This is a genomic window from Streptomyces sp. MNU76, assembly GCF_020982545.1.
Lineage (GTDB): Bacteria > Actinomycetota > Actinomycetes > Streptomycetales > Streptomycetaceae > Streptomyces.
Genome location: NZ_JAJKLK010000019.1, coordinates 122,872 through 147,025 on the forward strand (window position 1 = coordinate 122,872; position 24,154 = coordinate 147,025).

Consider the following 24,154-nt stretch of genomic DNA (forward strand, 5'->3'; position numbering starts at 1 on the left):
CCCCCAGGAGGACCCGCATCGTGAGGCCCGGTAGGAACCACGGCTGGCTGCTCCGCCTCGTCATCGCCTTCAGCTTCGCGCAGGGGGCGGTGTCGATGGCGCGGCCCGCCGTGTCCTACCGGGCCCTCGCGTTGGGCGCAGACGAGCGGGCGATCGGTGTGATCGCGGGGGTCTACGCCCTGCTCCCGCTGTTCGCCGCCGTCCCGCTCGGCCGCAGGACCGACCAGGGCCGGTGCGCGCCCCTGCTGCCGGTCGGTGTCGTCCTCATATCCGGCGGCTGCGTCCTGAGCGGTCTGGCGAACTCCCTGGCCGCGATGGCCGTCTGGAGCGGGGTGATGGGCCTCGGTCACCTCTCCTTCGTCATCGGCGCCCAGTCCCTGGTGGCCCGCCAGTCCGCGCCGCACGAACACGACCGCAACTTCGGCCACTTCACCATCGGCGCCTCCCTCGGCCAGTTGGTCGGCCCGATCGCGGCGGGCACCCTGATCGGCGGCCCGGACATGGCCCGGACCAGCGCCCTGGCACTGGTGGTCGCGGGCGCCGGGGCGGCGGTCGCGTTCACCTCGCTGTGGCGGATAGAGCGTCCCGTCGAACCCAAGTCCCGTGCGGGGCAGGGCGGACGCGTGCCCGTGCACCGCATCCTGCGCACCCGTGGCGTGCCGGGCGGCATCTTCATCAGCCTCGCCGTGCTGTCGGCGACGGACATCCTCACCGCGTATCTGCCGGTGGTCGGTGAACACCGGGGCATCGCGCCCTCGGTGATCGGCGTCCTGCTGAGCCTGCGGGCGGCGGCGACCATCGCGTGCCGTCTGGTGATGACGCCCATGCTCCGCCTGCTCGGCCGGACCGCGCTGCTCACGGTCACCTGTGTGCTGGGGGCCGTGCTGTGCGCCGGGATCGCGCTGCCCGTGCCGGTGTGGGCGCTCGCCGTGATCCTCGCCGCCCTCGGGTTCTGCCTCGGGGCCGGGCAGCCGCTGTCCATGACCACGGTGGTGCAGGCCGCGCCGGACGACGCCCGCTCCACCGCCCTCGCGCTGCGACTGACGGGGAACCGGCTGGGGCAGGCCGGGGCGCCGGCCGCCGCGGGTCTGATCGCCGGGGTCGCGGGCGTCGCAGCGCCGTTCGTGATGCTGGGCGCGCTGCTGCTGGTGTCGTCGGCCATCGCCCTGCGCTCGCCGGCGGAGCCGGGGCGGCCGGGGCGGGACCGGAGGCGCGGCACCTCGGCGAAGCGGAAGGAGAGCGGCTCGCGGTCGGCCGCGTCGGACGAGTCCCTGAGCCGTAAGGGGGATATCTGACGGGTCGTCGGGCGCGGCTCCCCCCGCGCCCGGTGTGATGTGACAGAGAGTCAGGCGAAAGAGCGATTTGTGTGAAAATCGTCAGACTCGGAGGTCATGCATGTCCACCTCGTCCCGCCCGCGCCCCGCCGGAGTGCGCGCGAGTGCCGCCGCCGTCCTCGCGGCCCTCACCGTCACGGGAGCCAGCCTGATCACGGCACCGGCCGCCGTCGCCGCACCGGGCGACCCCGACGTCGTGATCCACAAGGTGGGCTTCCCGTTCGACAACCAGCGCAACCAGCCGCTGGTCTGCGACTTCTACCTCTCCGCCTTCAACTTCCCCGAGGACCCCACGCCGTCGCAGCGCATCAGCTGGACCATCGACCGCCAGCCCCCCGCGCCGCGCACCGACCCCGTCGCCACGGGCGAGATCACCCTCGCGGCCGACGGCACCGGACACAGCACCCCCGTGGCGCCCCCGAACGCGGCGCGCCTGCCCAACGGCAACTACGTGCTGACCTGGAGGACCATCGGCGGGACGCTGGAGGAGGGCCGCCGGGACATCAACGTCAACTGCCCGCTCAACGGCCTCGCCGGGCCCGAGGGCGCGGTTCCGGCCGGTGGCGGCGGCCTCGCCCTCACCCAGAACTTCTCGCCGGTCGCCGGCGCGGCCGCCGTGGGACTCGCCGCGGTCGGTGGCGTGGCCTATCTGCGGCTGCGCCGTCGCCGCGCCGATGGCGCCGCGTAGACGCCGGCGCAGGCCCTGGCACCGGACGCGCGCCTACCGCCTGACGCGGACGGTCGTCATGGCCACCGCGCTGGTGGTGGGCGGCGTCCACATCGCGGAGAACAGGGAGCAACGGACCGGGACCACCGAGGCCGGCGCCGTCTGGGCCGACTCCGGGGCGCCCGGCGCGGAGGACCCGCGCGCCCGGGCGTCCCTGTACTTCACACCCCCGCCGCCCGAGGGCCCGTACCCACCCGCCCCCGACAGCGGCCCCGACCGACGGGCGGAGGGCGCCGAACCGGCCGCCCCACCGAGCCGACGCGGCCGGTCAGCCAGGCCCCCGCCCGCCCGACCGTGCCCACCCCGCGACCGAGCCGACGGGCCCGGCGCCCGCCGCACACGACGCCGGCGGCCGCCGCGCCCGCCGGACAGACACCCGTCCAGCCCGCCACCACCACGCCCGTGCCACCCGCGTCCACGTCCGGGCCCGCCGAGCCGAGGAAACCGGCCCGCCCCCGTACGCTGCCGCCCTCCCCGGCGAAGACCGTCACCATCCCCTACCTGGGCATCGAGGCACCGGTGACCGCTCTCCGCCTCGACGCCGGTCGACGCCTCCCCGCGCCGCCGGACGACAAGCCGAAGCTGGTCGGCTGGTACGCGGAGGGGCCCGCGCCCGGCGGACCCGGCACGGCGGTCGTCGTCGGTCACAAGGACACCAGGACGGGCCCCGCCGTCTTCGCCGCGCTGGACGTGATCAAGCCCGGCCGACTCGTCGAGGTCCTGCGGGCGGACGGCCGTACCGCCGTCTACACCGTGGACGCCGTGAAGTCGTACGAGAAGGACCGCTTCCCCAGCAAGAAGGTGTACGGCCATCGCGGGCGCCCCGAACTGCGCCTGATCACCTGCGGGGGGACGTACGACCGGCGGAAGGGCTACGCGAGCAACGTGGTCGTCTTCGCCCACCTCACCGCGACCCGGGAACCGGCGCGCGGCCCCTGAACCGGTCGCGGCCCCTGAACGGGCGCGCAAGCCTTGAACCGGCGCGCAGGGCGCGCGTCGCCCGCCTCGGCGAGCCCCGGGGGCGTACGGGCGCACGCGCGGCCCGGTCCCGGCGCGGCCGAGGGATCAGCAACCGACGGTCCCGCTAGAGCTGGACCCATGACCTCGCACCCCCCATGGCCGAGCGCCTCCGCGACCACCAGCCCTCACCCGCACCCGCATCGCGCCCTCCGCGCCCGGGGCGCCCTCGCGGCCACCGCCTGTCTCCTGGTCGTGGGCGCCCCGACCGCGTACGCGACCCTCGCCGAGGACGCCCCCGCCGGTACCGTGATCGCCCCGGCGCGCGGCACGCCCTACATCGAGACGCGGCTCCTGTTCGGCACCGAGCGGCCCGACGGCGGCCCGGCCGTCACCGACGCGCAGTTCACGGCCTTCGTCGACCGCGCGGTCACCCCCGGGTTCCCCGACGGGCTGACCGTGCAGGAGGGGCGCGGGCAGTGGCGGGACGCGAGCGGGACGATCGAGAAGGAGCGGTCGTACGAGCTGATCCTGCTGTATCCGGTGTCGTCGGCCGCCGTGAGCGACCGGAGGATCGAGGAGATCCGCGGCGACTACCGCGAGGAGTTCGCACAGGAGGCCGTGGCACGCGTCGACGACAGGAAGCGGGTCGACTTCTGAGACGAGGCGGCTCCGAGCCCGGCGGAGAGCGCCGCCGGCGGCGGCGTCGGGGACACTTCCGCCGCCCCGTGGCCGACACGTTCTGCCTCGTGGCCGACGAGTCCTGCCTCACTCCCCGGAGACCTGGTGCCGGAAAACTATCAGGGCTAGTTTTTGGGGCGGAACGACGACGCCCGCCCCGGAGGCAGCACGATGAAGGCACACGACGGCATGTACATCGGCGGTACCTGGCGCCCCGCCGCCGGGACCGACACGATCGAGGTCGTGAACCCGGTCGACGAGAAGGTGATCGACCGTGTCCCGGCGGGCACCGCCGAGGACGTCGACGCCGCCGTGGGCGCCGCCCGCGCCGCTCTCCCCGGCTGGGCCGCGACCCCGCCCGCCGAGCGGGGCGCGATCATCGGCGCGCTGCGTGACGCGCTCGCCGCGCGCCGGGAGGAGATCGCCGAGACGGTGACGGCGGAGCTCGGCTCGCCGCTGCCGTTCTCCCAGAAGGTGCACGCGGACCTGCCGGTCGCGGTCGCGGGCTCCTACGCCGAACTGGCCGCCGAGCACGCCTTCGAGGAGAAGGTGGGCAACTCCACCGTGTACCACGAGCCCATCGGCGTCGTCGGTGCCATCACCCCCTGGAACTACCCGCTGCACCAGATCGTCGCCAAGGTCGCCCCCGCCCTCGCCGCCGGTTGCACCGTGGTCCTGAAGCCCGCCGAGGACACCCCGCTGACCGCCCAGCTCTTCGCCGAGGCCGTGCATGACGCGGGCGTGCCCGCCGGAGTGTTCAACCTGGTCACGGGTCTGGGCCCGGTCGCCGGTCAGGCGCTCGCCGAGCACGACGGCGTCGACCTGGTCTCCTTCACCGGCTCCACGGCGGTGGGCCGGCGGATCGCCGCGACCGCCGGCGCCGCGGTGAAGAAGGTGGCCCTGGAACTCGGTGGCAAGTCCGCCAACGTGATCCTCCCGAGCGCCGACCTGACCAAGGCGGTCGGTGTCGGTGTCGCCAACGTGATGTCCAACTCCGGGCAGACGTGCAGCGCCTGGACCCGGATGCTCGTCCACACCTCCCAGTACGACGAGGCCGTCGAGCTGGCGGCGGGGGCCGCCGCGAAGTACGGGGACCGCATCGGCCCGCTGGTCAACGCCAAGCAGCAGGCGCGGGTGCGGGGTTACATCGACAAGGGCGTGGCCGAGGGCGCCCGTCTGGTCGCGGGCGGCCCCGAATCCCCGCGCGAGCGGGGCTACTTCGTCAGCCCGACCGTCTTCGCCGACGTGACCCCCGAGATGACGATCGCCCAGGAGGAGATCTTCGGCCCGGTCCTGTCGATCCTCCGCTACGAGGACGAGTCCGACGCCCTGCGGATCGCCAACGGCACGGTGTACGGGCTGGCCGGCGCGGTCTGGGCCGGCGACGAGAGTGAGGCCGTGGCCTTCGCCCGCCGGATGGACACCGGCCAGGTCGACATCAACGGCGGCCGCTTCAACCCGCGGGCCCCGTTCGGGGGTTACAAGCAGTCGGGAGTGGGTCGCGAGCTGGGCACGCACGGCTTGGCGGAGTACCTCCAGACCAAGTCCCTGCAGTTCTGAGCCACCTGCTTTCCGAGTCCCACCGTTCCGACCGGGTTCCAGGCGAACCAGTAGGAGAGTCGTCCCATGGCCGTTCGAGCCGCCGTACTGCCCGCCGTCGGTGCCCCGTTGGAGATCACCGAGATCGAGCTGCCGGACCCCGGGCCCGGCCAGGTCCGGGTGCGGCTCGCCGCCGCCGGGGTCTGCCACTCCGATCTGTCGCTGTCCGACGGCACCATGCGGGTGCCGGTGCCCGCCGTGCTCGGCCACGAGGGGGCGGGCACCGTCCTGGCGGTCGGCGACGGGGTCGGTCATGTCTCGCCCGGCGACGGCGTCGTCCTCAACTGGGCCCCGTCCTGCGGGAGTTGTCACGCCTGCTCGCTCGGCGAGGTCTGGCTGTGCGCGAACGCGCTGCTCGGCTCCGGGAACGTCCATGCCCGACGTGCCTCCGACGGCGCCGACCTCCACCCCGGGCTGAACGTGGCCGCCTTCGCGGAGGAGACGGTCGTGGCCGCCGGATGTGTGCTCCCCGCGCCGGACGGGGTTCCGCTCACCGACGCGGCCCTGCTCGGCTGCGCCGTCCTCACCGGCTACGGCGCGGTCCACCACTCGGCGCGGGTCCGGGACGGCGAGACCGTCGCCGTGTTCGGGGTGGGCGGCGTCGGGCTGGCGGCGCTCCAGGCCGCGCGGATGGCCGGCGCGTCCCGGATCGTCGCCGTGGACGTCTCCCCGGCGAAGGAGGGATTGGCCCGCGCGGCGGGGGCCACGGAGTACGTGGTCGCGTCCGAGAACACCGCCCGCGAGATCCGCGCGCTCACCGGCAAGCAGGGGGTGGACGTCGCCGTGGAGTGCGTCGGCCGCGCGGTCACCATCCGGACGGCATGGGAGTCGACCCGGCGCGGCGGCCGTACGACCGTCGTCGGCATCGGCGGCAAGGACCAGCAGGTCACCTTCAACGCGCTGGAGATCTTCCACTGGGGCCGCACCCTCTCCGGGTGCGTCTACGGCAACTCCGACCCGGCCCGCGACGTGCCGGTCCTCGCAGATCACATCCACGCCGGCCGCCTGGACCTGTCCGCCCTGGTGACCGACCGCATCACCTTGGACGACATCCCGGTGGCCTTCGACAACATGCGAGCCGGCAAGGGCGGCCGGGCTTTGGTGACGTTCTGATCCGGCTGCGGCTGCGGCTGCGGCTGCGGCTGCGGCTGCGGGTGCGGGTGCGCGGGGGCTTGTCGCGCAGTTCCTCGCGCCCCTGAAGGACTCCGGGCGCGCCCCGTGGTTTCCAGGAGCGCGGGGAACTGCGCGAGTAACCCCACCCGCCCGCAGACAAAACCCTCCCCGAACTGATACCCGCACGACCGTTGACCTCCATACCGTCCGGTCAGTACGTTCCCGGGAACGTCCCCGCACCCACCGGAGTGTGCTCGTATGGACACCGCTCCCGTTTCCGCTTCCGTCACCACGTCCCCTCCCCAGAGCCACCGCAAGGTGGCCACCGCCGCGGCCCTCGCCTCGGCGGTGGAGTGGTACGACTACTTCGTCTTCGGCATAGCCGCCGCCCTCGTTCTGGGCGACCTCTACTTCCCGGCCGGCAGCTCCTCCGCGGGAGTCCTCGCCGCGTTCGCCACCTTCGCCGTCGGCTTCCTCGCCCGCCCCCTCGGTGGCGTCGTCGCAGGTCACCTCGGTGACAAGCGGGGCCGCAAGCCGATGCTGGTCCTGGCGCTGACCCTGATGGGCCTCGCCACCACCGGCATCGGCCTCCTCCCCACGTACGAGACGATCGGGATCGCCGCCCCGGTCCTGCTCGTCCTCCTCCGTGTCGCCCAGGGCGTCGCCGTCGGCGCCCAGTGGGGCGGCGCGATGCTGTTGGCCACCGAGTACGCCCCCGAGGGCAAGCGCGGGGTGTACGGCAGCTTCGTCCAACTCGGTGTCCCCATCGGCGTGGTGAGCGCCAACACGATGTTCCTCGTCGTGGGCGCGGCCACCAGCGACTCGGCCTTCGCCGCCTGGGGCTGGCGCGTGCCCTTCCTGGTCGGCCTCTTCGTCCTCGGCCTCGCCTGGTACATCCACCGCCATGTCGAGGAGACCCCCGAATTCCGGGCGGCTGAAAGGGAGTTGGCGGAGAAGGAGAAGGGCGAGAAGAGCTCCCCGCTCAGGACGATCCTGCGCGGCCATCTCGGCACGGTCTTCCTGGCCGGCGGCTCCTTCGCCGTGAACACCGCGACCTTCTACATCCTCATCACGGGCGTCCTCGACTACACCACCCGCGAACTCGACATGAAGCGCAGCGCCGTCCTCGCGGTCTCCCTGTGCGTCAGCCTCACCCAGCTGGTGCTGATCCCCGCCGCCGCGGCCCTCTCCGACCGCGTCGGCAGGATCCGGATCTACGGGATCGGCGCGGCCGGCATCGCCCTGTGGGCGGTCCCGCTGTTCCTGCTCATCGACACCGGCTCCCTGCTGTGGCTCGCCGTCGGCACCTTCGTCGCCAGTTGCTTCCTCAGCATCATGTACGGGCCCCAGGCCGCCCTGTTCGCCGAGCTGTTCACCCCCGAGATGCGCTACACGGGTGCCTCCCTCGGCTACCAGATCGCCGCGGTGCTCGGCGGCGGCCTCGCCCCGTTCCTGATGGTCCTCCTCCTGGAGGCCACGGGCACGTCCATGGCGGTGTCCGCGTACATCATCGGGCTCTCGGTGATCGCCCTCGTCTCGATCAAGATCCTCGCGGGGAGGGCGAGTTCACGAGAGGAGGATTAGGCAGGCTCCTCGTCGGCGGCCCGGGTCGCGGCTGCGGAACCCCATCCGGGGCCGCGACCCCGAGGCGTTCGTGCCCGTGCGGGCGGTTCCCCGCCGCCTATCGGGTCCCGCCCTGTCCGTACTGCTGCTCCAACCCGTCCAGCAGCGCCCGCAGCCCCACCTCGAAGGCCCGCTCGTCGACCTTCTGCTGCTGCTCGGCCAGCAGGTGGGCCTGCCCGAGATGCGGGTAGTCGGCGGGGTCGTAGGCGCTCTCGTCGTCCACGAACCCCCCGGCGAACGACCCGATCGCGGACCCCATGATGAAGTACCGCATCAGCGCCCCGATGGACGTGGCCTGGGCCGCCGGCCACCCCGCCTCGACCATCGCCCCGAACACGACGTCGGCGACCCGCAGCCCCGCCGGCCGGCGCCCGGGTCCCCGCGCGAGGATCGGCACGATGTTGGGGTGGTCGCGCAGTGCCGCCCGGTAGGACACGGCCCAGTCGTGCAGCGCGGTCCGCCAGTCCCGCCCGTCCCGGAACATCGACAGGTCGACCTGCGCGCTCACCGAGTCGGCGACCGCCTCCAGGATCTGGTCCATGGTGCGGAAGTGGTTGTAGAGCGAGGGCCCGCTCACTCCGAGCTCCGCGGCGAGCCGCCGGGTGGAGACCGCCGCCAGCCCCTCCGCGTCCACCAGCGCCCGCGCCGTCTCCACGATGCGGTCGGTGCTCAACAGGGGCTTGCGTGGTCGGGCCATGGCGCACATAGTAGGGCTGCACCCTAAAACTAGCAGTGGTAATTAAATGGGGAACTGACGAGAGGCGGGCCGCGTGAACCTGGAGCTCAGCGAGGAGCAGTCCGCCGCGCGCCGGCTCGCGAGCGACTTCGTGGAGCGCGAGATCGCCCCGCACGTCATCGAGTGGGACCGCGCGGAGAACGTCGACCGGGCGATCGTGAAGAAGCTCGGCGAGGTCGGCTTCCTGGGGCTCACCGTCGACGAGGAGTACGGCGGCTCCGGCGGCGACCATCTGACGTACTGCCTGGTCACCGAGGAGCTCGGCCGCGGCGACTCCTCCGTGCGCGGGATCGTCTCCGTCTCCCTGGGGCTGGTCGCGAAGACGATCGCGGCCTGGGGCGACGAGGAGCAGAAGCGCCGCTGGCTGCCGGGGCTCACGACGGGGGAGTACGTCGGCTGCTTCGGCCTCACCGAACCCGGCACCGGCTCGGACGCGGGCAACCTCGCCACCCGGGCGGTGCGCGACGATGGGGGCACCTCCCGCTCGAGCGGAGCCGAGAGTGGCGGAGATTACGTCATCAACGGCACCAAGATGTTCATCACCAACGGCACCTGGGCCGACGTCGTCCTGCTCTTCGCCCGCTCCACCGACGCCCCCGGCCACCGGGGCGTCTCCGCCTTCCTCGTCCCCACCGACACCCCCGGCCTGACCCGGCGCACCATCCACGGCAAGCTCGGCCTGCGCGGCCAGGCCACCGCCGAACTGGTCCTGGAGGACGTCCGCGTCCCCGCCTCCGCGATGCTCGGCCCCGAGGGCAAGGGGTTCACCGTCGCCATGTCCGCGCTCGCCAAGGGGCGGATGTCGGTGGCCGCCGGCTGCGTCGGCATCGCCCAGGCCGCGCTGGACGCGGCGGTCCGGTACGCGGGCGAGCGCGAGCAGTTCGGCCGGCCCATCGCCCACCACCAGCTCGTCCAGGAACTCATCAGCGACATCGCGGTGGACGTCGACGCGGCCCGGCTGCTGACCTGGCGGGTCGCCGATCTCGTCGACCGGGGCCGGCCCTTCGCCACCGAGGCCAGCAAGGCGAAGCTCTTCGCCTCCGAGGCCGCCGTCCGCGCCGCGAACAACGCCCTCCAGGTGTTCGGCGGTTACGGCTACATCGACGAGTACCCGGCCGGAAAACTCCTGCGCGACGCCCGGGTGATGACCCTGTACGAGGGCACCAGTCAGATACAGAAACTGCTCATCGGGCGGGCACTGACGGGCGTTTCGGCGTTCTGATCCCGGCTCCGCGCTCGCCGCGACCCCGGTGCGGCTCCGGTGCGCGTCCGAGCGCGGCTCTGAGTATGCGACACCGCCGGCTGAGTATCCCGACGGATGTGGTTCGGGCCACATCCGTCGAACCATGTCCCCATGAGTGAGACACCGGTCAAGCAGCAGAACACGGCGGCCTTCTACGGCCAGGCCGTCGTTTCGTTCGCCGTCGCCATGGCGGCCACCACCGTCGGCATCTACAACCTCGACGCCGACACCTGGGTCCGCGCCTTCCTGGCCATCGCGGTCCTCTATCTGGTGACCTCGTCCTTCACCCTGGCCAAGGTGATCCGTGACCGCCAGGAGGCCGGGCGGATCGTCAGCCGGGTCGACCAGGCCCGGCTGGAGAAACTCCTCGCCGAGCACGACCCCTTCGAGAAGCTCTGAGACCGGGCGCGCGACCCCCGGCGCGCGCCCCCGCCGCCGTGCGGCACAGCCCTGAGCGGGCCTTCTAAGCGCCCGCTCACCTTCGGCGGTATGGTGGTGCCCAGCCATCGAAGGGACGAACGAGCGATGAGTACGGCGGAGGAGACGGCGGGCGGCGAGCCGCAGCCGTGGGGCGAGGTCAATCCGGAGGCGGCCCGGCGGCTGCTGATGGCCGCCGTGGAGGCCTTCGCCGAGCGTGGCTACCACGCGACGACGACCCGGGACATCGCGGGCCGCGCGGGGATGAGCCCCGCCGCGCTGTACATCCACTACAAGACCAAGGAAGAGCTGCTCCACCGGATCAGCCGCATCGGTCACGAGAAGGCCCTCGACGTCCTGCGGACGGCGGCCCGCTCCGAGGGCGGCCCGGCCGACCGGCTCGCCGAGGCCGTGCGCTCCTTCGTCCGCTGGCACGCGGGGCAGCACACCGTCGCTCGTGTCGTGCAGTACGAGCTCGACGCCCTCGGCCCCGAGGCCCGCGCCGAGATCGTCACCCTGCGCCGCGAGAACGACGCCGCCGTACGCGGCATCATCGAGGACGGCGTCGCCTCGGGCGACTTCGACGTCCCCGACGTCCGCGGGACGACCGTCGCCATCCTCTCCCTCTGTATCGACGTGGCGCGCTGGTTCAACGTCAACGGCCCCCGCACCCCCGACGAGGTCGGCGCGCTCTACGCGGACCTCGTCCTGCGCATGGTGGGCGCGAAGAAGTAACTCCCGGCGATCGGCCCCGTCTTCGAAACATTCGAAGGCCGGGGCCGTTGCTTTTGTTCCGCCCATTGGTCCGTTGGCGGATTGTCGCTGGTGCGGAGCGCGAATGTTTCGGGGCCGGTGCCGAATGTATTGACAGTTGGCAGGGGCAGGCCAACACTCCCGGGGTGACAGGGCAACCCACGAGCCCGAGGAGGACGCGAGCGTATGGACGACGCACCCGCACCCACTCCCACCCCGCCCCCGAGCCGCAGGCTCTTCATGAGCGGCGTCTGCGCGACCGCGATGGCCGCGGCGACCACGCTGGCCCTGCCCGGCACGGCCCGCGCGGACACGGTGGTCACCAGCAATCAGACCGGCAACAACAACGGCTTCTACTACTCCTTCTGGACCGACGCCCCGGGCACGGTCTCCATGACCCTGGCCTCCGGCGGCACCTACCGGACCTCCTGGCGCAACACCGGCAACTTCGTCGCCGGCAAGGGCTGGAGCAACGGCTCCCGCAGGACGGTGACCTACTCGGGCTCCTTCAGCCCGTCCGGCAACGCCTATCTGACCCTCTACGGCTGGACGGCCAGTCCGCTCGTCGAGTACTACATCGTCGACAACTGGGGCACCTACCGGCCGACGGGCGCGTACAAGGGCACGGTCACCAGCGACGGCGGCACGTACGACATCTACCGGACCACGCGGTACAACGCCCCCTCCGTCGAGGGCACCCGCACCTTCGACCAGTACTGGAGTGTGCGTCAGTCCAGGCGGACCGGCGGGAACATCACCACCGGCAACCACTTCGACGCCTGGGCCCGTGCCGGGATGCCCCTCGGCAGCTTCCGGTACTACATGATCATGGCCACCGAGGGATACCGGAGCAGCGGCGGCTCCAGCATCACGGTGTCCCCGTGAAGGCCGGACCACGCCGCAGGCCGCGTCGACGGCTGTGGCGGCCCGCCGTCGTCGCGACGGCCCTGGCGAGTGTCGTCCCCCTGACGCTCGGCGCCGCCGAGGCCGCGCCGGAGCGGGCCGCCGCCTGCACCGGCTATGTCGGGCTCACGTTCGACGACGGCCCGTCCGGCAGTACGTCGGCCCTGCTGAACACGCTCCGGCAGACCGGGCTCCGGGCGACCATGTTCAACCAGGGCCAGTACGCCGCCGCCAACCCCGCCCTGGTCCGGGCGCAGGTCGGCGCCGGCATGTGGGTGGCCAACCACAGCTACACCCACCCGCATCTGACCCAGCTGGGCCAGGCGCAGATCGACGCGGAGATCTCCCGCACCCAGCAGGCCATCACCGCGGCGGGCGGCGGCACGCCGAAGCTGTTCCGGCCGCCGTACGGCGAGACCAACGCGACGGTGAGGTCGGTGGCGGCCAGGTACGGCCTGACCGAGATCCTGTGGAACGTCGACTCGCAGGACTGGAACGGGGCGAGCACCGACGCGATCGTGCAGGCCGCCGCCCGGCTCACCAACGGCCAGGTCATGCTCCTGCACGACTGGTCCGCGAACTCGCGCGCGGCGCTCCCGCGCATCGCGCAGGGGCTGTCCGCCCGAGGTCTGTGCGCGGGGATGATCTCACCGCAGACCGGCCGCGCCGTGGCGCCCCGCTGAGGCAGGAGCGTGCGCCGGGCTGGGACGAGAACGTGGCGCGGCGGTCGCGAACGCCGCGCCACCGCGCGCCCCGAGCGCTCACGCCGCGCCACACGCGCTCAGAAGTAGTACCGGGACACCGACTCCGCCACGCACACCGGCTTCTCCCCGCCCTCGCGCTCCACGACGACCGCGGCCGTGACCTGGACGCCGCCGCCGACCTCCGTGACGTCCTGGAGGGTCGCGGTGGCGCGCAGCCGGGAACCGACCGGGACCGGCGCCGGGAAGCGGACCTTGTTCGTGCCGTAGTTGACGCCCATCCTGATGTTGTCGACCTTGAGGATCTGCGGCACGAGCAACGGCAGCAGGGACAGGGTCAGATAGCCGTGGGCGATGGTCGTCCCGAAGGGCCCGACCGCCGCCTTCTCCGGGTCCACGTGGATCCACTGATGGTCACCGGTGGCCTCGGCGAAGAGATCGATCCGCTTCTGGTCGACCTCCAGCCAGTCGCTGTACCCCAGCGACTCGCCCACCGCCGCCGTCAGCTCCTCGGCGGACGTGAAGATCCTCGGCTCTGCCATGTCTCGGCCTCCCTGGTCCCATTGTCTAAGCGACTGCTTAGCATGGTCGGCCGTGCGATCCCTGTCAACGGACCGTGGCCCTTTCGGGTATGGGTAGGCTCGGAGGGGTGCCCCAGATCCCTGTGAAGATCCACGAGTTGACCGTCGGCCAGCTGTCGGCCCGTAGTGGTGCCGCCGTCTCCGCGCTGCACTTCTACGAGTCCAAAGGGCTGATCAGCAGCCGCCGCACCTCGGGCAACCAGCGCCGCTACAGCCGGGACACCCTGCGCCGGGTGGCCTTCGTCCGGGCCGCGCAACGCGTCGGCATCCCGCTCGCCACGATCCGCGAGGCACTCGCCGAACTGCCCGAGGAACGCACGCCGAACCGTGAGGACTGGGCCCACCTCTCCGAGGCCTGGCGGTCCGAACTGGACGAACGGATCAAGCAGCTGAACCGGCTGCGCGACCACCTCACCGACTGCATCGGCTGCGGTTGTCTGTCCCTCGACACCTGTGTGCTCTCCAACCCCGACGACGTCTTCGGCGAACGGCAGAGCGGCTCCCGCCTCCTGGTCGAGCGCCGCAGGACCGAACGGCGCGAACCCGGGAGCTGACAGGGCGGCTCCCGGGTTCGCGCCGGGCGTCACTCGTACTCCGTGCCGCCCTTACGGGTCAGGTACGCCGGGCTGACCGCCTTGGCGACGGCCCGCCCGCCGGTCACGGGGCTGTACCGCTCGGTGACCGGCCGGATCACGACCCCCTCGCGCAGGTGCAGTTCGCGCCCGGAGACGGTCTCCCGTCCTTCGGCCACCTCCAGGACGAGGTCCGCGGCGTACGGCCCCTCGTACAGCCGTGGCACCAGCGGCAGTTCGCCGTCGAGCAGCGTGGACAGCTCCGCGGAGTCCAGCCAGCGGACCCGGCCGTCGATGTCCGCGGAGACGTCGAACACGGCGTACCCGAGGGTGTCGCGGCGGCCGTCCGCGCCGTACGTGAGGTCCTGCACCCCGGCGCCGTAGACCTCGCCGAAGATCCCGACCCGTCGCGCGCCGAGCCGCTCGGCGAGCCGGGCGGCGACCTCGCCCACCCGGTGGCCGTGGACGGCCCGCCAGTACAGATTGCGCGGATCCTCCTTGAGGGCCAGGGACTTCGAGCCGAAGCCCTTCGAGGACACCAGCACCCGGCCGTCCTCGGCCAGATACGTGACCAGGCAGGCCGTGCCGTGCAGCTTCTCCGTCAGGACGACCGGCTCACCGGGCGTGAAGGTGCCGGGGTGGCGCTGGACGTTCTCGATGTCGACCCAGGGCAGCAGATCCGGCGCCGACTCGACCTCGCCGCTCATCGTGGGCGGGATCGGCGGCACCCATTTGACGATGCCGAGCTGCTCCGCGAAGTCCGTGCCGTCGGTGACGGCGGCCGTCAGATCGATGTCCGCGAGGGCCCGTGGGCGGCAGACGATGCCCTGCGACAGCTCGCCCCGCAGCCGTACCGCCTTCACCCGGTCCGAGTTGCCTCCCGCCAGCCGGCCGGTGAGCCCCAGTTCCTCGATCAGCGGCGCGGGGAGCACGGACTGCTCCGGGATGTACACGGCGGTGTCACCGGTGCGGTACGCCCCCTTCGCCACGACGGCTCGGTACAGGCCCACCTGGGCCAGTTCGAGCGCGTCGGCGTTCGGGTGTTCGTGGATCGTCAGCACTTCGGCGGTGACGCGCAGCGTCGACATCGGCCTCTCCTCGCTCCTCGGACTCAGGGCTGTCTCATCGCCCCCACTCTCCGCACGGGAAAGGGGTGGAGCGAGTGGATTTCGCCCTGGTAAGAGCGCGCCCCGGACGCGCCGGGCGCACCCCGTGGCGTGCCGCGCGCACGCCACGGGGTGCAACCGCTTTCGTGCCAACGGTGTCATGGACACGGAGGGGTGGCGTGGCGCGTCCCCCGGGCATTGACACGGCAAGGGCACAGCGAAAGCACAGCACGGCAGGGAGCGCCGATGAGCGTCGTCATCTGTTCGCTGAAGTGGGAGAAGGCCCAGTCGGGGACGCAGCGGACACAGCGTCGCTGCTGAAGTCGCTTTGTCCGATGACGTAGTTGGTGGACCTACCGCCGGACGGGCGGGAAGTCAGGCCTGTGGAGGCCTTGTAGGGCCACCTCCGGGTGGCAGGTGCCGGTGAAGCAGGAGCCCGAGGTGGCACCGCGTAGCGGTGCTGACCGGAATCGCCTGCGTTCACGCAGGCGAGGGCGTCAACACCTGGTGCCCTTCCCGCGCGAGGCGACCGAGGAGTCGTACGACCGCTGGAAGATGCACGACCCGGCGAACGGCGGTGGGCGCCGCCTCGAAGTTCCCCGACCCGCGCTCCGGACGATCTGGCCCAGCCACGACGGCTGGGGCGTCCTGTCGGCGATGGTGTGCCGTCACGCCGTACCGGAACGGAACCTCGTCGACCACACATGCACGGGGGTGCGGCATCCCCGGCGCACCCCCGCCGCGCTAGGCCGAGATCAGCAGTCGCCCGCGCCTGGACTCCGCCAGGGCCTCGGGGGTGAGTACCGGCCGTGGCACCACGATGCCGCACTCCGTGCAGACCGGGCCCGAGGACGGCTCATGGGCCAGGTCGTACATCCAGACGAGGCGCTCGCCCTCGCACACCGGGCAGGACGAGCCCGGTTCGCGCTCCAGCGCGGCGATGAGCCGGCGCAGCACCTCCGCCAGTGGTTCCCGGGGGTGGACCTTCGGGTCGTCGCACCATGCGACACCGAAACCGCCCCAGGTCAGCCGGTGCCAGTCGTCGACACTGCCCGGCCTGCGCAGCCCGTCGTACTTCTCCTTCTTGCGGCGGCGCGCGAACTGCACCTCGTAGTCGAGCCAGACGGAGCGGGCCTCTTCCAACTCCTCCAGTGCGGCCACGAGCCGCGCCGGGTCGGGGTTGCGGTCCTCGGGGCCGAAGCCGACCCGCGAGCACAAGTGGTCCCACGTCGCCCGATGCCCGTAGGGGGCGAACCTCTCAAGGCACTTGCGCAGTGAATACCGCCGCAGTGCCAGATCGCACCTGGGATCTCGCACCTGTCTTGCCAGACTCCGGAAACCGGCCATCGCCCTGCACCTCCGTCACACCTGCACATGAACTTCGGTCACTTCGGCGTCGTCGTCGGGACGTCGTCGAATAGACGTATCGACACGCGATTCGGCTCCATCCGATTTCCGATGACCTCGATAAGTCGTCTGCTGAGCCGTTCACGGACCGTTCCTGCATACGCCTGACTGCCTCTGACTTCTTCTTGCGCTCTTGTTGCGCTTCTTCTTGGGCTTACGACTACTTCTGAGTACCTGTTCACGCTGTCCGTCACCTGTGTGTCCGCGGTGATCCAGAAAACGTGACGCATGTTCATGTTCAAAGTCGGGGATACCGGCGGTAACATCCGGCCCACCCCTGTCACGAGGAGCTGCCATGCCCTGGCGCACCCCACGCACCTCACGCAACGCACCGGACGGACTGAGAACTCCCCGCAGATTCCCGGAGTTCCTCAAGGCCGCCTCCCTATGCGCACTCGTTGCCGGTCTTTTGTCGCCTCTTTCCCCGACTTCCCCGGCGGCGGCCGCCGACACCGGGTCCGTGCAGGCGGCAGCCGTGACCGACCACTGCGGCGGACAGTGCTCCGACATCCTGCCGCCCGGCCAGAACGGCAACGCCACCCTCGCCCAGATCCTCCTCAACCAAGCGTTCGGCTCCATGCCGGAGAACGCGAGCAACCAACTCGGCCCCTACAACAACCTGGCCACCGGCTACCCCGGCCTCACCAACTCCACGATCAACACCTTCTTCAACGACGCCTCCTTCGGCGTCGCCTCCGACCAGGTCGCCTCCACCCTGAAGCCGGCCGGCCGCACCGACGTCACGATCGTCCGCGACAAGAAGACCGGCGTGCCGCACATCACGGGCACCACCCGCTACGGCACCGAGTTCGGCGCGGGCTACGCCGCCGCCCAGGACCGGCTGTGGCTGATGGACGTCTTCCGCCACGTCGGCCGCGGCAAGCTGACCCCGTTCGCGGGCGGCGCCCCGTCCAACCAGGGCCTGGAACAGGAGTTCTGGCGCCACGCCCCCTACACCGAGGTCGATCTGCAGGCCCAGATCGACAAGGCGGTGGCCGCCAACGGCGAGCGCGGGCAGCTGGCACTGGCCGACGTCAACGCCTACGTCGCCGGCATCAACGCCTACATCGACGCCTCCGACAGCGGCCGTTACTTCCCCGGCGAGTACGTCCTGACCGGCCACAAGGACTCCATCACCAACGCCGGCACCATAGAGAAGTTCAAGCCCACCGACCTGGTCGCCCTGGCCTCCGTCATCGGCGCCCTCTTCGGCTCCGGGGGCGGCGGCGAGGTCAACAACGCCCTCTCCCTGCTGGCCGCCCAGGAGAAGTACGGCGTCACCGAGGGCACCAAGGTCTGGGAGTCCTTCCGCGAGCGCAACGATCCCGAGGCCGCCCTCACCGTCCACGACGGCAGCTTCCCGTACGCCACCAAGCCCGCGGACCCGCAGGGCATGGCCCTCCCCGACGCCGGCACGGTCGCCGAGGAACCCCTCGTGTACGACCGCACCGGCAGCGCGGCCACCCCGGCCTCCACGAGCCTGTCCGCCAAGGCCACCGACAGCGCCCTGAGCTCCGCCCGGCGCGGCATGTCCAACGCCCTCGTCGTCAGCGGCGAGCACACCGCGAGCGGACACCCCGTCGCCGTCTTCGGCCCGCAGACCGGTTACTTCGCCCCGCAGCTGCTCATGCTCCAGGAGATCCAGGGCCCGGGCATCAGCGCCCGGGGCGCCTCCTTCGCGGGTCTGAGCATGTATGTCGAACTCGGCCGGGGCCAGGACTACGCCTGGAGCGCCACCACCTCCGGCCAGGACATCATCGACGCGTACGCGGTCGAGCTGTGCCAGGACGACGTCCACTACCTCTACCACGGCACCTGCACGCCCATGGAGAAGGTCGAGCAGACCAACGCCTGGAAGCCCACCACCGCCGACTCCACCCCGGCGGGCTCGTACCGCATGCAGGTGTGGCGCACCAAGTACGGCCCCGTGACGCACCGTGCCACGGTCGACGGCAAGAAGGTCGCCTACACCACCCTGCGCTCCTCGTACCTGAACGAGGCCGAGTCGATCATCGGCTTCCAGATGCTGAACGACCCGGACTACGTCAAGGGTCCCGAGAGCTTCCAGAAGGCCGTCCAGAACATCAACTACACCTTCAACTGGTTCTACGCCGACTCCACCCACACCGCGTACTACAACAGCGGTGACAACCCGGTGCGCGCCACGAGCGTCGACCCCGAGTTCCCGGCCTGGGCCCGGTCCGCGTACGAGTGGCGGGGCTGGAACCCGACCACCAACACCGCCGACTACACACCGCCCTCCCAGCACCCCAACTCCATCGACCAGGACTACTACATCTCCTGGAACAACAAGCAGGCCGCCGACTACACCACCGCCCCCTGGGGCAACGGCTCCGTCCACCGGGGCAACCTCCTCGACGACCGGGTGAAGAGGCTGGTCGCCGCGGGCGGGGTCACCCGGGCCTCGCTGACGAAGGCCATGGCCGAGGCGGGCCTCGCCGACCTGCGGGCCGAGGACGTCGTCCCCGACCTGCTCAAGGTCATCAACAGCAGCACGGTCACGGACTCCGCGGCTGCCGCGGCGGTCACCAAGCTCCAGACCTGGGTCACGTCCGGCTCGAAACGCACGGAGACCTCCGCCGGTTCGAAGACCTACGCCCACGCCGAGGCGATCCGCATCCTGGACGCCTGGTGGCCCCTGCTGGTGAAGGCCGAGTTCGAACCCGGCCTCGGCACCGACCTGTACAACGCCATCACCGCCAACCTGCCCATCGACGAGTCCCCGTCCGCCGCGCACGGCCCGACCGGATCCCACGCCGGCAGTTCCTTCCAGTACGGCTGGTGGAGCTACGTCGACAAGGACATCCGCGCGGTGCTGGGCGAGACGGTGCGCGGCCCGCTCGCGAACCAGTACTGCGGCGGCGGCAGCCTCGGCGCCTGCCGCACCCTCCTGATCAACACCCTCAAGGAGGCGGCCGGCAAGACCGCCGCGCAGGTCTACCCCGGTGACGCGAACTGCTCGGCCGGCGACCAGTGGTGCGCCGACTCGATCATCCAGCGGACCCTGGGCGGCATCAAGCACAACAAGATCAGCTGGCAGAACCGGCCGACGTACCAGCAGGTCGTGGAGTTCACCTCACACCGGTGAGCGACGCCCCGCACCGGTGCCACCGGTGCGGGGCGGTGTGAACGCCGACGAGAACCGGTGAACGCGTGACGGCGGCGGGCCCGGATCAGGCGATACGGCCCGCCGCCAGCACCACCCGGGCCAGCTCACGGTGGCAGATGTCGCTGTGGGCCCCGGACGGCGCGCCGCCGCGCCGCACCACGGCCGAGGCGTCGACGTTCACACACCCCGTCGCCGGCAGCCGTGCCTTGAGCGCGTCGGCCAGCTCGAACGATCGCGTCCCCTTGACCGCCTGCACCCCGTCGTAGCCGAGGGCGCCCCACTTCCTGCCCAGCACGCTGTTCACGCTCAGGCCCAGCACCGCGCGCGCGTCGCCCGCCATCCGGGAGGCCAGCGGGTAGATCGTGCCGAGCGCCGAGTCGTGCCTGGAGTGGCAGCACACCAACGGGCCGTCGATCCGCCTGTGCTGCCCGTTCAGCACCCCGCTCGCCCGTTCGTCGTGCGGCAGCCGGGCCGCGAACGCGTAGTGCGAGAAGGCCGCCTGAAGGAGGGTCACCGACTTCACGCACCGCACACCCTCCGGCAGCCCGCGCAGCGCGAACGACACCAGACGGGCGCCGAAGCTGTGCCCGACGAGGTGCACCCGCACGTCCGGCGAGGTCTCCGCGAGCTGTCCGAGCAGCCGCCCGAGCCCTCGCTCACCGACCGTTCCGGCTCGCCGCTTCATCGCGAAGTAGGTCGCCTGGCGCAGCAGTTCGTGCGCGCCGTCCCACGCCCGGGGAGGGGTGACGGCGGCCCCGGTCGGCACACCCGGGGTCTCGACCTCTGCGAGCGCCGCCGCGAAGTCCGCGCACACCGACGCCGTGTCCCCGCACAGCATCCCGGGTGTGCCCTCCGGCGCACCCGCCACCGCGGTGTCCGCCGTGAACGCGCCCTGCGGCGCCTGTGGCTCCACCTCGACCAGCAGCCGTACGAGCCGCCCGAACTCGTCCAACGACGCGCCCTCGTCCGGTCGTCGCTCCAGCAGCCGGGCGAGCTGCTCGACGACGGTGGCCCGCCCGGGGAAGACCTCCGCCAGCGCGTGCCGGGTGTTCTTGTCGAGCGCCGGGCGACCGGGCGCGAGGGCGGGCACCGGCCTGAAGTCCGGGATCGGCTCGTCCGAGAACCGCATCGAGGGCCACAGCACGCCGACGTACCCCAGCCTCGCGGTCGGCGCGAGTACCGGGAACGGCTCGAAGAAGCGGCTGTAGAGCCCGGTCGCGCCGGACCGGTCGCTGTTCCAGCCGTGCGCGAAGACGACCAGATCAGCCACCCCGCGCCCGCCGACCCCGGCGAGCAGCCGGTTCCGCCGGCCGGTGTCCACGTCCCCGTCCGCGTCGAAGGTCAGTTCCCAGTAGGGAGTCACGCTCATTTCCACAACCGCCATGACGAGCCCCCTTCGGCCCCCGTCGGTGGTGCGCTCAGGCGCATGGTCCTGCCAACGGCGAAAGATGGCCATACGTCACGTACGGCCGGGCTCGCGATCCGAACGTCCGGCTAGCGGTACAGCAGATACTCCTTGCGCACCCTGCGGAACGCGGCCAGTTCCTCCTGCCAGCCGGCCACGACCTCGTCCGTGTCCGCGCCCGCGTCGATCATCGTCCGCACCCGAGCCGAACCGGTCAGCTTGTCGATCCAGTTGTCCGGCCGCCAGGCGAAGCCGCTCCACACCTTCCTGGCGGTCACGAGAAGGCCGATCCCCGTGCGCACCGGGTCGTACGCGGCCCGGTCGTGGACATGGATCTGCACACCCCCGATGGTCTTCCCCTGGAACTTGGAGAAGGTCGGCGCGAAGTAGGCCTCTCTGAAGTGCGCGCCGGGCAGCCCGAGTTCGTTCGCGGCGGCCGCCCACCGCCGGTCGATCCCCTCCGCGCCGAGCAGCTCGAACGGCCGCGTGGTACCCCGCCCCTCGGACAGGTTCGTCCCCTCGAACAGACACGTCCCGGAGTACACGAGCGCGGTGTCCGGCGTCGGCATGTTCGGGCTCGGCGGCACCCACGGCAGCCCGGAGGCGTCGTGGAACCGCGACCGCTTCCACCCCGACATCAGTACGGTCTCCAGCGGTACCGGCGCCGTGAGGAACTCGCCGTTGAACAGCCGGGCCAGCTCCGCCACCGTCATCCCGTGCGCCTGCGCGATGGGCTGCCGCCCGACGAACGTCGCGAACTCCTTGTGCAGCACGGGCCCTTGGGCGCTGCGCCCGGTCACCGGGTTCGGCCGGTCCAGCACGACGAAGCGCTTCCCGGCCAGCTGGGCCGCCTCCATGCAGTCGTACAGCGTCCAGATGTACGTGTAGAAGCGGGCGCCGACGTCCTGGATGTCGAAGACGACCGTGTCCACGCCGGAGGCGGTGAAGATGTCCGCGAGGGGGCGGCCGCTCTTCTGGTACGTGTCGTACACGGGCAGTCCGGTCGCCGGGTCGTCGTGGCGGCCCTCGGAGCCGCCGGCCTGGGCGGTGCCGCGAAAGCCGTGCTCGGGGCCGAAGACGGCCCTGAGGTCCACGCGGTCGTCGGCGTGCATCACGTCGACGATGTGGCGGGCGTCGCGGGTGACGCCGGTCGGGTTGGTGACGATGCCGACCTTCTGGCCGCCGAGGACCTCGTAGCCGTCTCCGGCCAGGCGCTCGAAGCCGGTGCGCAGCCCTGGGCGGGCTGCCTCGGCCGGGGGTGCGGTGGTGAGGCCGGCGGTGGAGGCGGTGGCCGTGGCCGCCGTGGCCGTGGAGGCGGCGAGGAAGGTGCGGCGGGAGAGGCGCATGTGGGGTGACCTCCGTCATCGCGGTGAGCGGTGTTTGGTGAAAGCTAAGCGCTTCCGGGGGTGGTTTGTCGTCCGCGGGTCCGGTGGGGCTTCTCGCGCCCACGTGGCGGAGCCGCAAATGTCACAGCCCCGCCCCTTTGGGGCGGGGGTGGTGGCGCCCCTTCTCGAGAACATACCGACCGGTTAGTCTGGGCCCGTAGGTGGGTCGTTGCTGATGTGTCGCGTCGAAGGAGACCGATCGTGGGAGCCGTGCAGGGTGCTGGTGTGGTCGTCACGGGAGCCGGTGGCGGGATCGGGGCCGCGCTGGCCCGGCGGTTCGCCGCGGAGGGGGCCCGGGTCGTCGTGAACGACCTGGACGGGGACCGCGCGAAGGCCGTGGCCGAGGAGATCGGCGGGTTCGCGGTGCCCGGGGACGCCTCGGCGATCGTTCCGGCGGCGCGTGACGCGCTCGGCGGGACCGTGGACGTGTACTGCGCCAACGCCGGGCTCGCCTCCGGGGGGACCGAGGCCGCCGACGAGAAGGTGTGGGCGCTCGCCTGGGACGTCAACGTGATGGCGCACGTCCGGGCGGCCCACGAGCTGCTGCCGGCGTGGCTGGAGCGCGGCAGCGGGCGTTTCGTGTCCACGGTCTCGGCGGCGGGCCTGCTGACGATGATCGGCGCGGCGCCCTACAGCGTCACCAAGCACGGGGCGTACGCCTTCGCCGAGTGGTTGTCCCTCACCTACCGCCACCGGGGCGTCAAGGTGCACGCGATCTGCCCGCAGGGGGTGCGCACCGACATGCTGACGGCCTCCGGCAGCGCGGGCGACCTGGTGCTCGCGCCCACCGCGATCGAGCCCGAGGACGTGGCCGACGCGCTGTTCGAGGGCATCGAGAAGGACCGCTTCCTGATCCTGCCGCACCCCGAGGTGGCCGCCTACTACCAGGCCAGGGCGGCAGACCCGGACCGCTGGCTGACGAACATGAACCACATCCAGCAGAAGTGGGAGACGACGGGCTGACCGCCCTGCCCGGCGCACGGGCGCGGAGGAATGGGATGATCCTCCGGCGGGAGCGCCCGATTCCGCCCGATCGGGAACCGATCGAGGCCGGCTGGGCGACCAGTAGGCGACAACAGAACCTCGGAAGGCAGGTGGCGGCAGTGCCCAGGACGACGGACGGAGACGGTACACCCGTCCCGCAGCGGCTGCTGGCCGCCGCCACCCGGCTCTTCGCCGAGCGGGGGTACGACCGCACTTCCGTGCAGGAGATCGTCGAGGCCGCGGGTGTCACCAAGGGCGCGCTCTACCACTACTTCGGCTCCAAGGACGACCTGCTGCACGAGGTGTACGCGCGCGTGCTGCGCATCCAGCAGGAACGGCTGGACGCGTTCGCGGGGGCCGACGCGCCGGTGGAGGAGCGGTTGCGGGGGGCCGCGGCGGACGTCGTGGTCACCACCATCGACAACCTCGACGACGCGATGATCTTCTTCCGCTCGATGCACCACCTGAGCCCCGAGAAGAACAAGCAGGTCCGCGCGGAGCGCCGCCGCTACCACGAGCGCTTCCGGGCGCTCGTGGAAGAGGGCCAGGAGACCGGGGTCTTCTCCAAGGCGACCCCGGCGGACCTGGTCGTCGACTACCACTTCGGCTCGGTCCACCACCTGTCGACGTGGTACCGCCCCGACGGCCCGATGACCCCACAGGAGGTCGCCGACCACTTGGCGGACCTGCTGCTGAGAGCACTGCGACCGTAGGACGCCTCATGGCTCGGGGGTACGGGTTCGTCGGCGACCGCGGGCCCGGTGGGGCTTCTCGCGCAGTTCCCCGCGCCCCTCAAA

The 24,154-nt window shown here is 71.7% G+C and carries 22 protein-coding genes; 16 read left to right on the plus strand and 6 right to left on the minus strand.

The window, feature by feature from the left end; all coding sequences use genetic code 11:
* Window positions 1–20: 20 nt before the first annotated feature.
* The 7 genes from E4N62_RS27000 to E4N62_RS27030 all read left to right on the plus strand — a co-directional run bounded on the left by E4N62_RS27000 (window position 21) and on the right by E4N62_RS27030 (window position 7,995).
* On the plus strand, window positions 21–1,295 hold the full coding sequence (locus E4N62_RS27000; RefSeq protein WP_230218862.1) for an MFS transporter: 1,275 nt from the start codon (window positions 21–23) through the stop codon (window positions 1,293–1,295).
* Between the two features lie 100 nt (window positions 1,296–1,395).
* Window positions 1,396–2,022 carry a hypothetical protein gene (locus tag E4N62_RS27005; RefSeq protein ID WP_230218864.1) on the plus strand — a complete coding sequence of 209 codons (627 nt, stop codon included), beginning with the start codon at window positions 1,396–1,398 and terminating at the stop codon, window positions 2,020–2,022.
* A gap of 441 nt (window positions 2,023–2,463) precedes the next feature.
* Window positions 2,464–3,000 carry a class F sortase gene (locus E4N62_RS27010; RefSeq protein WP_308185683.1) on the plus strand — a complete coding sequence of 179 codons (537 nt, stop codon included), beginning with the start codon at window positions 2,464–2,466 and terminating at the stop codon, window positions 2,998–3,000.
* Window positions 3,001–3,159: 159 nt separating this feature from the next.
* A complete protein-coding gene (locus E4N62_RS27015; RefSeq protein WP_230218867.1) occupies window positions 3,160–3,678 on the plus strand; it encodes a DUF3574 domain-containing protein in 519 nt (172 codons plus the stop codon).
* Window positions 3,679–3,870: 192 nt separating this feature from the next.
* Window positions 3,871–5,259 carry an aldehyde dehydrogenase family protein gene (locus E4N62_RS27020; protein WP_230218868.1) on the plus strand — a complete coding sequence of 463 codons (1,389 nt, stop codon included), beginning with the start codon at window positions 3,871–3,873 and terminating at the stop codon, window positions 5,257–5,259.
* A 66-nt stretch (window positions 5,260–5,325) separates the two neighbouring features.
* Entirely contained in the window at window positions 5,326–6,411 is a 1,086-nt protein-coding gene (locus E4N62_RS27025; protein ID WP_230218869.1) for a Zn-dependent alcohol dehydrogenase, read from the plus strand.
* A gap of 258 nt (window positions 6,412–6,669) precedes the next feature.
* Window positions 6,670–7,995, plus strand: coding sequence for an MFS transporter (locus E4N62_RS27030; protein WP_230218870.1), 1,326 nt, complete (start codon window positions 6,670–6,672; stop codon window positions 7,993–7,995).
* A gap of 97 nt (window positions 7,996–8,092) precedes the next feature.
* Here the strand turns inward: E4N62_RS27030 and E4N62_RS27035 are convergent, their stop codons facing one another.
* On the minus strand, window positions 8,093–8,731 hold the full coding sequence (locus tag E4N62_RS27035; protein ID WP_230218871.1) for a TetR/AcrR family transcriptional regulator: 639 nt from the start codon (window positions 8,729–8,731) through the stop codon (window positions 8,093–8,095).
* Between the two features lie 73 nt (window positions 8,732–8,804).
* Between E4N62_RS27035 and E4N62_RS27040 the strand changes: the two genes are divergently transcribed.
* The 5 genes from E4N62_RS27040 to E4N62_RS27060 all read left to right on the plus strand — a co-directional run bounded on the left by E4N62_RS27040 (window position 8,805) and on the right by E4N62_RS27060 (window position 12,769).
* Window positions 8,805–9,992, plus strand: coding sequence for an acyl-CoA dehydrogenase family protein (locus E4N62_RS27040; protein ID WP_230218872.1), 1,188 nt, complete (start codon window positions 8,805–8,807; stop codon window positions 9,990–9,992).
* A gap of 132 nt (window positions 9,993–10,124) precedes the next feature.
* On the plus strand, window positions 10,125–10,412 hold the full coding sequence (locus E4N62_RS27045) for a YiaA/YiaB family inner membrane protein (RefSeq protein ID WP_184896013.1): 288 nt from the start codon (window positions 10,125–10,127) through the stop codon (window positions 10,410–10,412).
* Between the two features lie 126 nt (window positions 10,413–10,538).
* Complete coding sequence (locus E4N62_RS27050; RefSeq protein WP_230218874.1) at window positions 10,539–11,165, plus strand: TetR/AcrR family transcriptional regulator; 627 nt, start codon at window positions 10,539–10,541, stop codon at window positions 11,163–11,165.
* Window positions 11,166–11,369: 204 nt separating this feature from the next.
* Complete coding sequence (locus tag E4N62_RS27055) at window positions 11,370–12,068, plus strand: glycoside hydrolase family 11 protein (protein WP_230218876.1); 699 nt, start codon at window positions 11,370–11,372, stop codon at window positions 12,066–12,068.
* The gene (locus E4N62_RS27060; protein WP_230218880.1) at window positions 12,065–12,769 is read left to right on the plus strand and encodes a polysaccharide deacetylase family protein; all 705 of its coding nucleotides are present in this window, start codon (window positions 12,065–12,067) and stop codon (window positions 12,767–12,769) included. The genes E4N62_RS27055 and E4N62_RS27060 overlap by 4 nt, the downstream gene beginning before the upstream one ends.
* Before the next feature lie 98 nt (window positions 12,770–12,867).
* On the opposite strand, the gene E4N62_RS27065 is transcribed toward E4N62_RS27060, so the two are convergent.
* The gene (locus tag E4N62_RS27065) at window positions 12,868–13,329 is read right to left on the minus strand and encodes a MaoC family dehydratase (RefSeq protein WP_230218882.1); all 462 of its coding nucleotides are present in this window, start codon (window positions 13,327–13,329) and stop codon (window positions 12,868–12,870) included.
* A gap of 107 nt (window positions 13,330–13,436) precedes the next feature.
* Between E4N62_RS27065 and soxR the strand changes: the two genes are divergently transcribed.
* A complete protein-coding gene (gene soxR / locus E4N62_RS27070; RefSeq protein WP_308185686.1) occupies window positions 13,437–13,922 on the plus strand; it encodes a redox-sensitive transcriptional activator SoxR in 486 nt (161 codons plus the stop codon).
* A 29-nt stretch (window positions 13,923–13,951) separates the two neighbouring features.
* On the opposite strand, the gene E4N62_RS27075 is transcribed toward soxR, so the two are convergent.
* Both E4N62_RS27075 and E4N62_RS27080 read right to left on the minus strand, forming a co-directional pair.
* Window positions 13,952–15,028: an RNA ligase (ATP) gene (locus tag E4N62_RS27075; protein ID WP_230218886.1), complete on the minus strand. Its 1,077-nt coding sequence runs from the start codon at window positions 15,026–15,028 to the stop codon at window positions 13,952–13,954.
* A gap of 762 nt (window positions 15,029–15,790) precedes the next feature.
* The gene (locus tag E4N62_RS27080; protein WP_230218889.1) at window positions 15,791–16,393 is read right to left on the minus strand and encodes a hypothetical protein; all 603 of its coding nucleotides are present in this window, start codon (window positions 16,391–16,393) and stop codon (window positions 15,791–15,793) included.
* A 355-nt stretch (window positions 16,394–16,748) separates the two neighbouring features.
* Here E4N62_RS27080 and E4N62_RS27085 point away from each other — a divergent pair, with 355 nt between their 5' ends.
* On the plus strand, window positions 16,749–19,562 hold the full coding sequence (locus E4N62_RS27085) for a penicillin acylase family protein (protein ID WP_230218890.1): 2,814 nt from the start codon (window positions 16,749–16,751) through the stop codon (window positions 19,560–19,562).
* 85 nt (window positions 19,563–19,647) lie between these two features.
* Here E4N62_RS27085 and E4N62_RS27090 read toward each other — a convergent pair whose 3' ends face one another.
* Complete coding sequence (locus E4N62_RS27090; RefSeq protein WP_230218891.1) at window positions 19,648–20,967, minus strand: serine-threonine protein kinase; 1,320 nt, start codon at window positions 20,965–20,967, stop codon at window positions 19,648–19,650.
* A gap of 110 nt (window positions 20,968–21,077) precedes the next feature.
* Window positions 21,078–22,334 (minus strand): exo-beta-N-acetylmuramidase NamZ domain-containing protein, encoded by a 1,257-nt coding sequence (locus E4N62_RS27095; RefSeq protein ID WP_230218892.1) that lies wholly within the window; start codon window positions 22,332–22,334, stop codon window positions 21,078–21,080.
* A 237-nt stretch (window positions 22,335–22,571) separates the two neighbouring features.
* Between E4N62_RS27095 and E4N62_RS27100 the strand changes: the two genes are divergently transcribed.
* Window positions 22,572–23,336, plus strand: a complete 765-nt coding sequence (locus tag E4N62_RS27100) for an SDR family oxidoreductase (RefSeq protein WP_230220207.1) — start codon at window positions 22,572–22,574, stop codon at window positions 23,334–23,336.
* A 140-nt stretch (window positions 23,337–23,476) separates the two neighbouring features.
* Window positions 23,477–24,070, plus strand: a complete 594-nt coding sequence (locus E4N62_RS27105) for a TetR/AcrR family transcriptional regulator (protein ID WP_184896035.1) — start codon at window positions 23,477–23,479, stop codon at window positions 24,068–24,070.
* The last annotated feature ends 84 nt before the right edge of the window (window positions 24,071–24,154 follow it).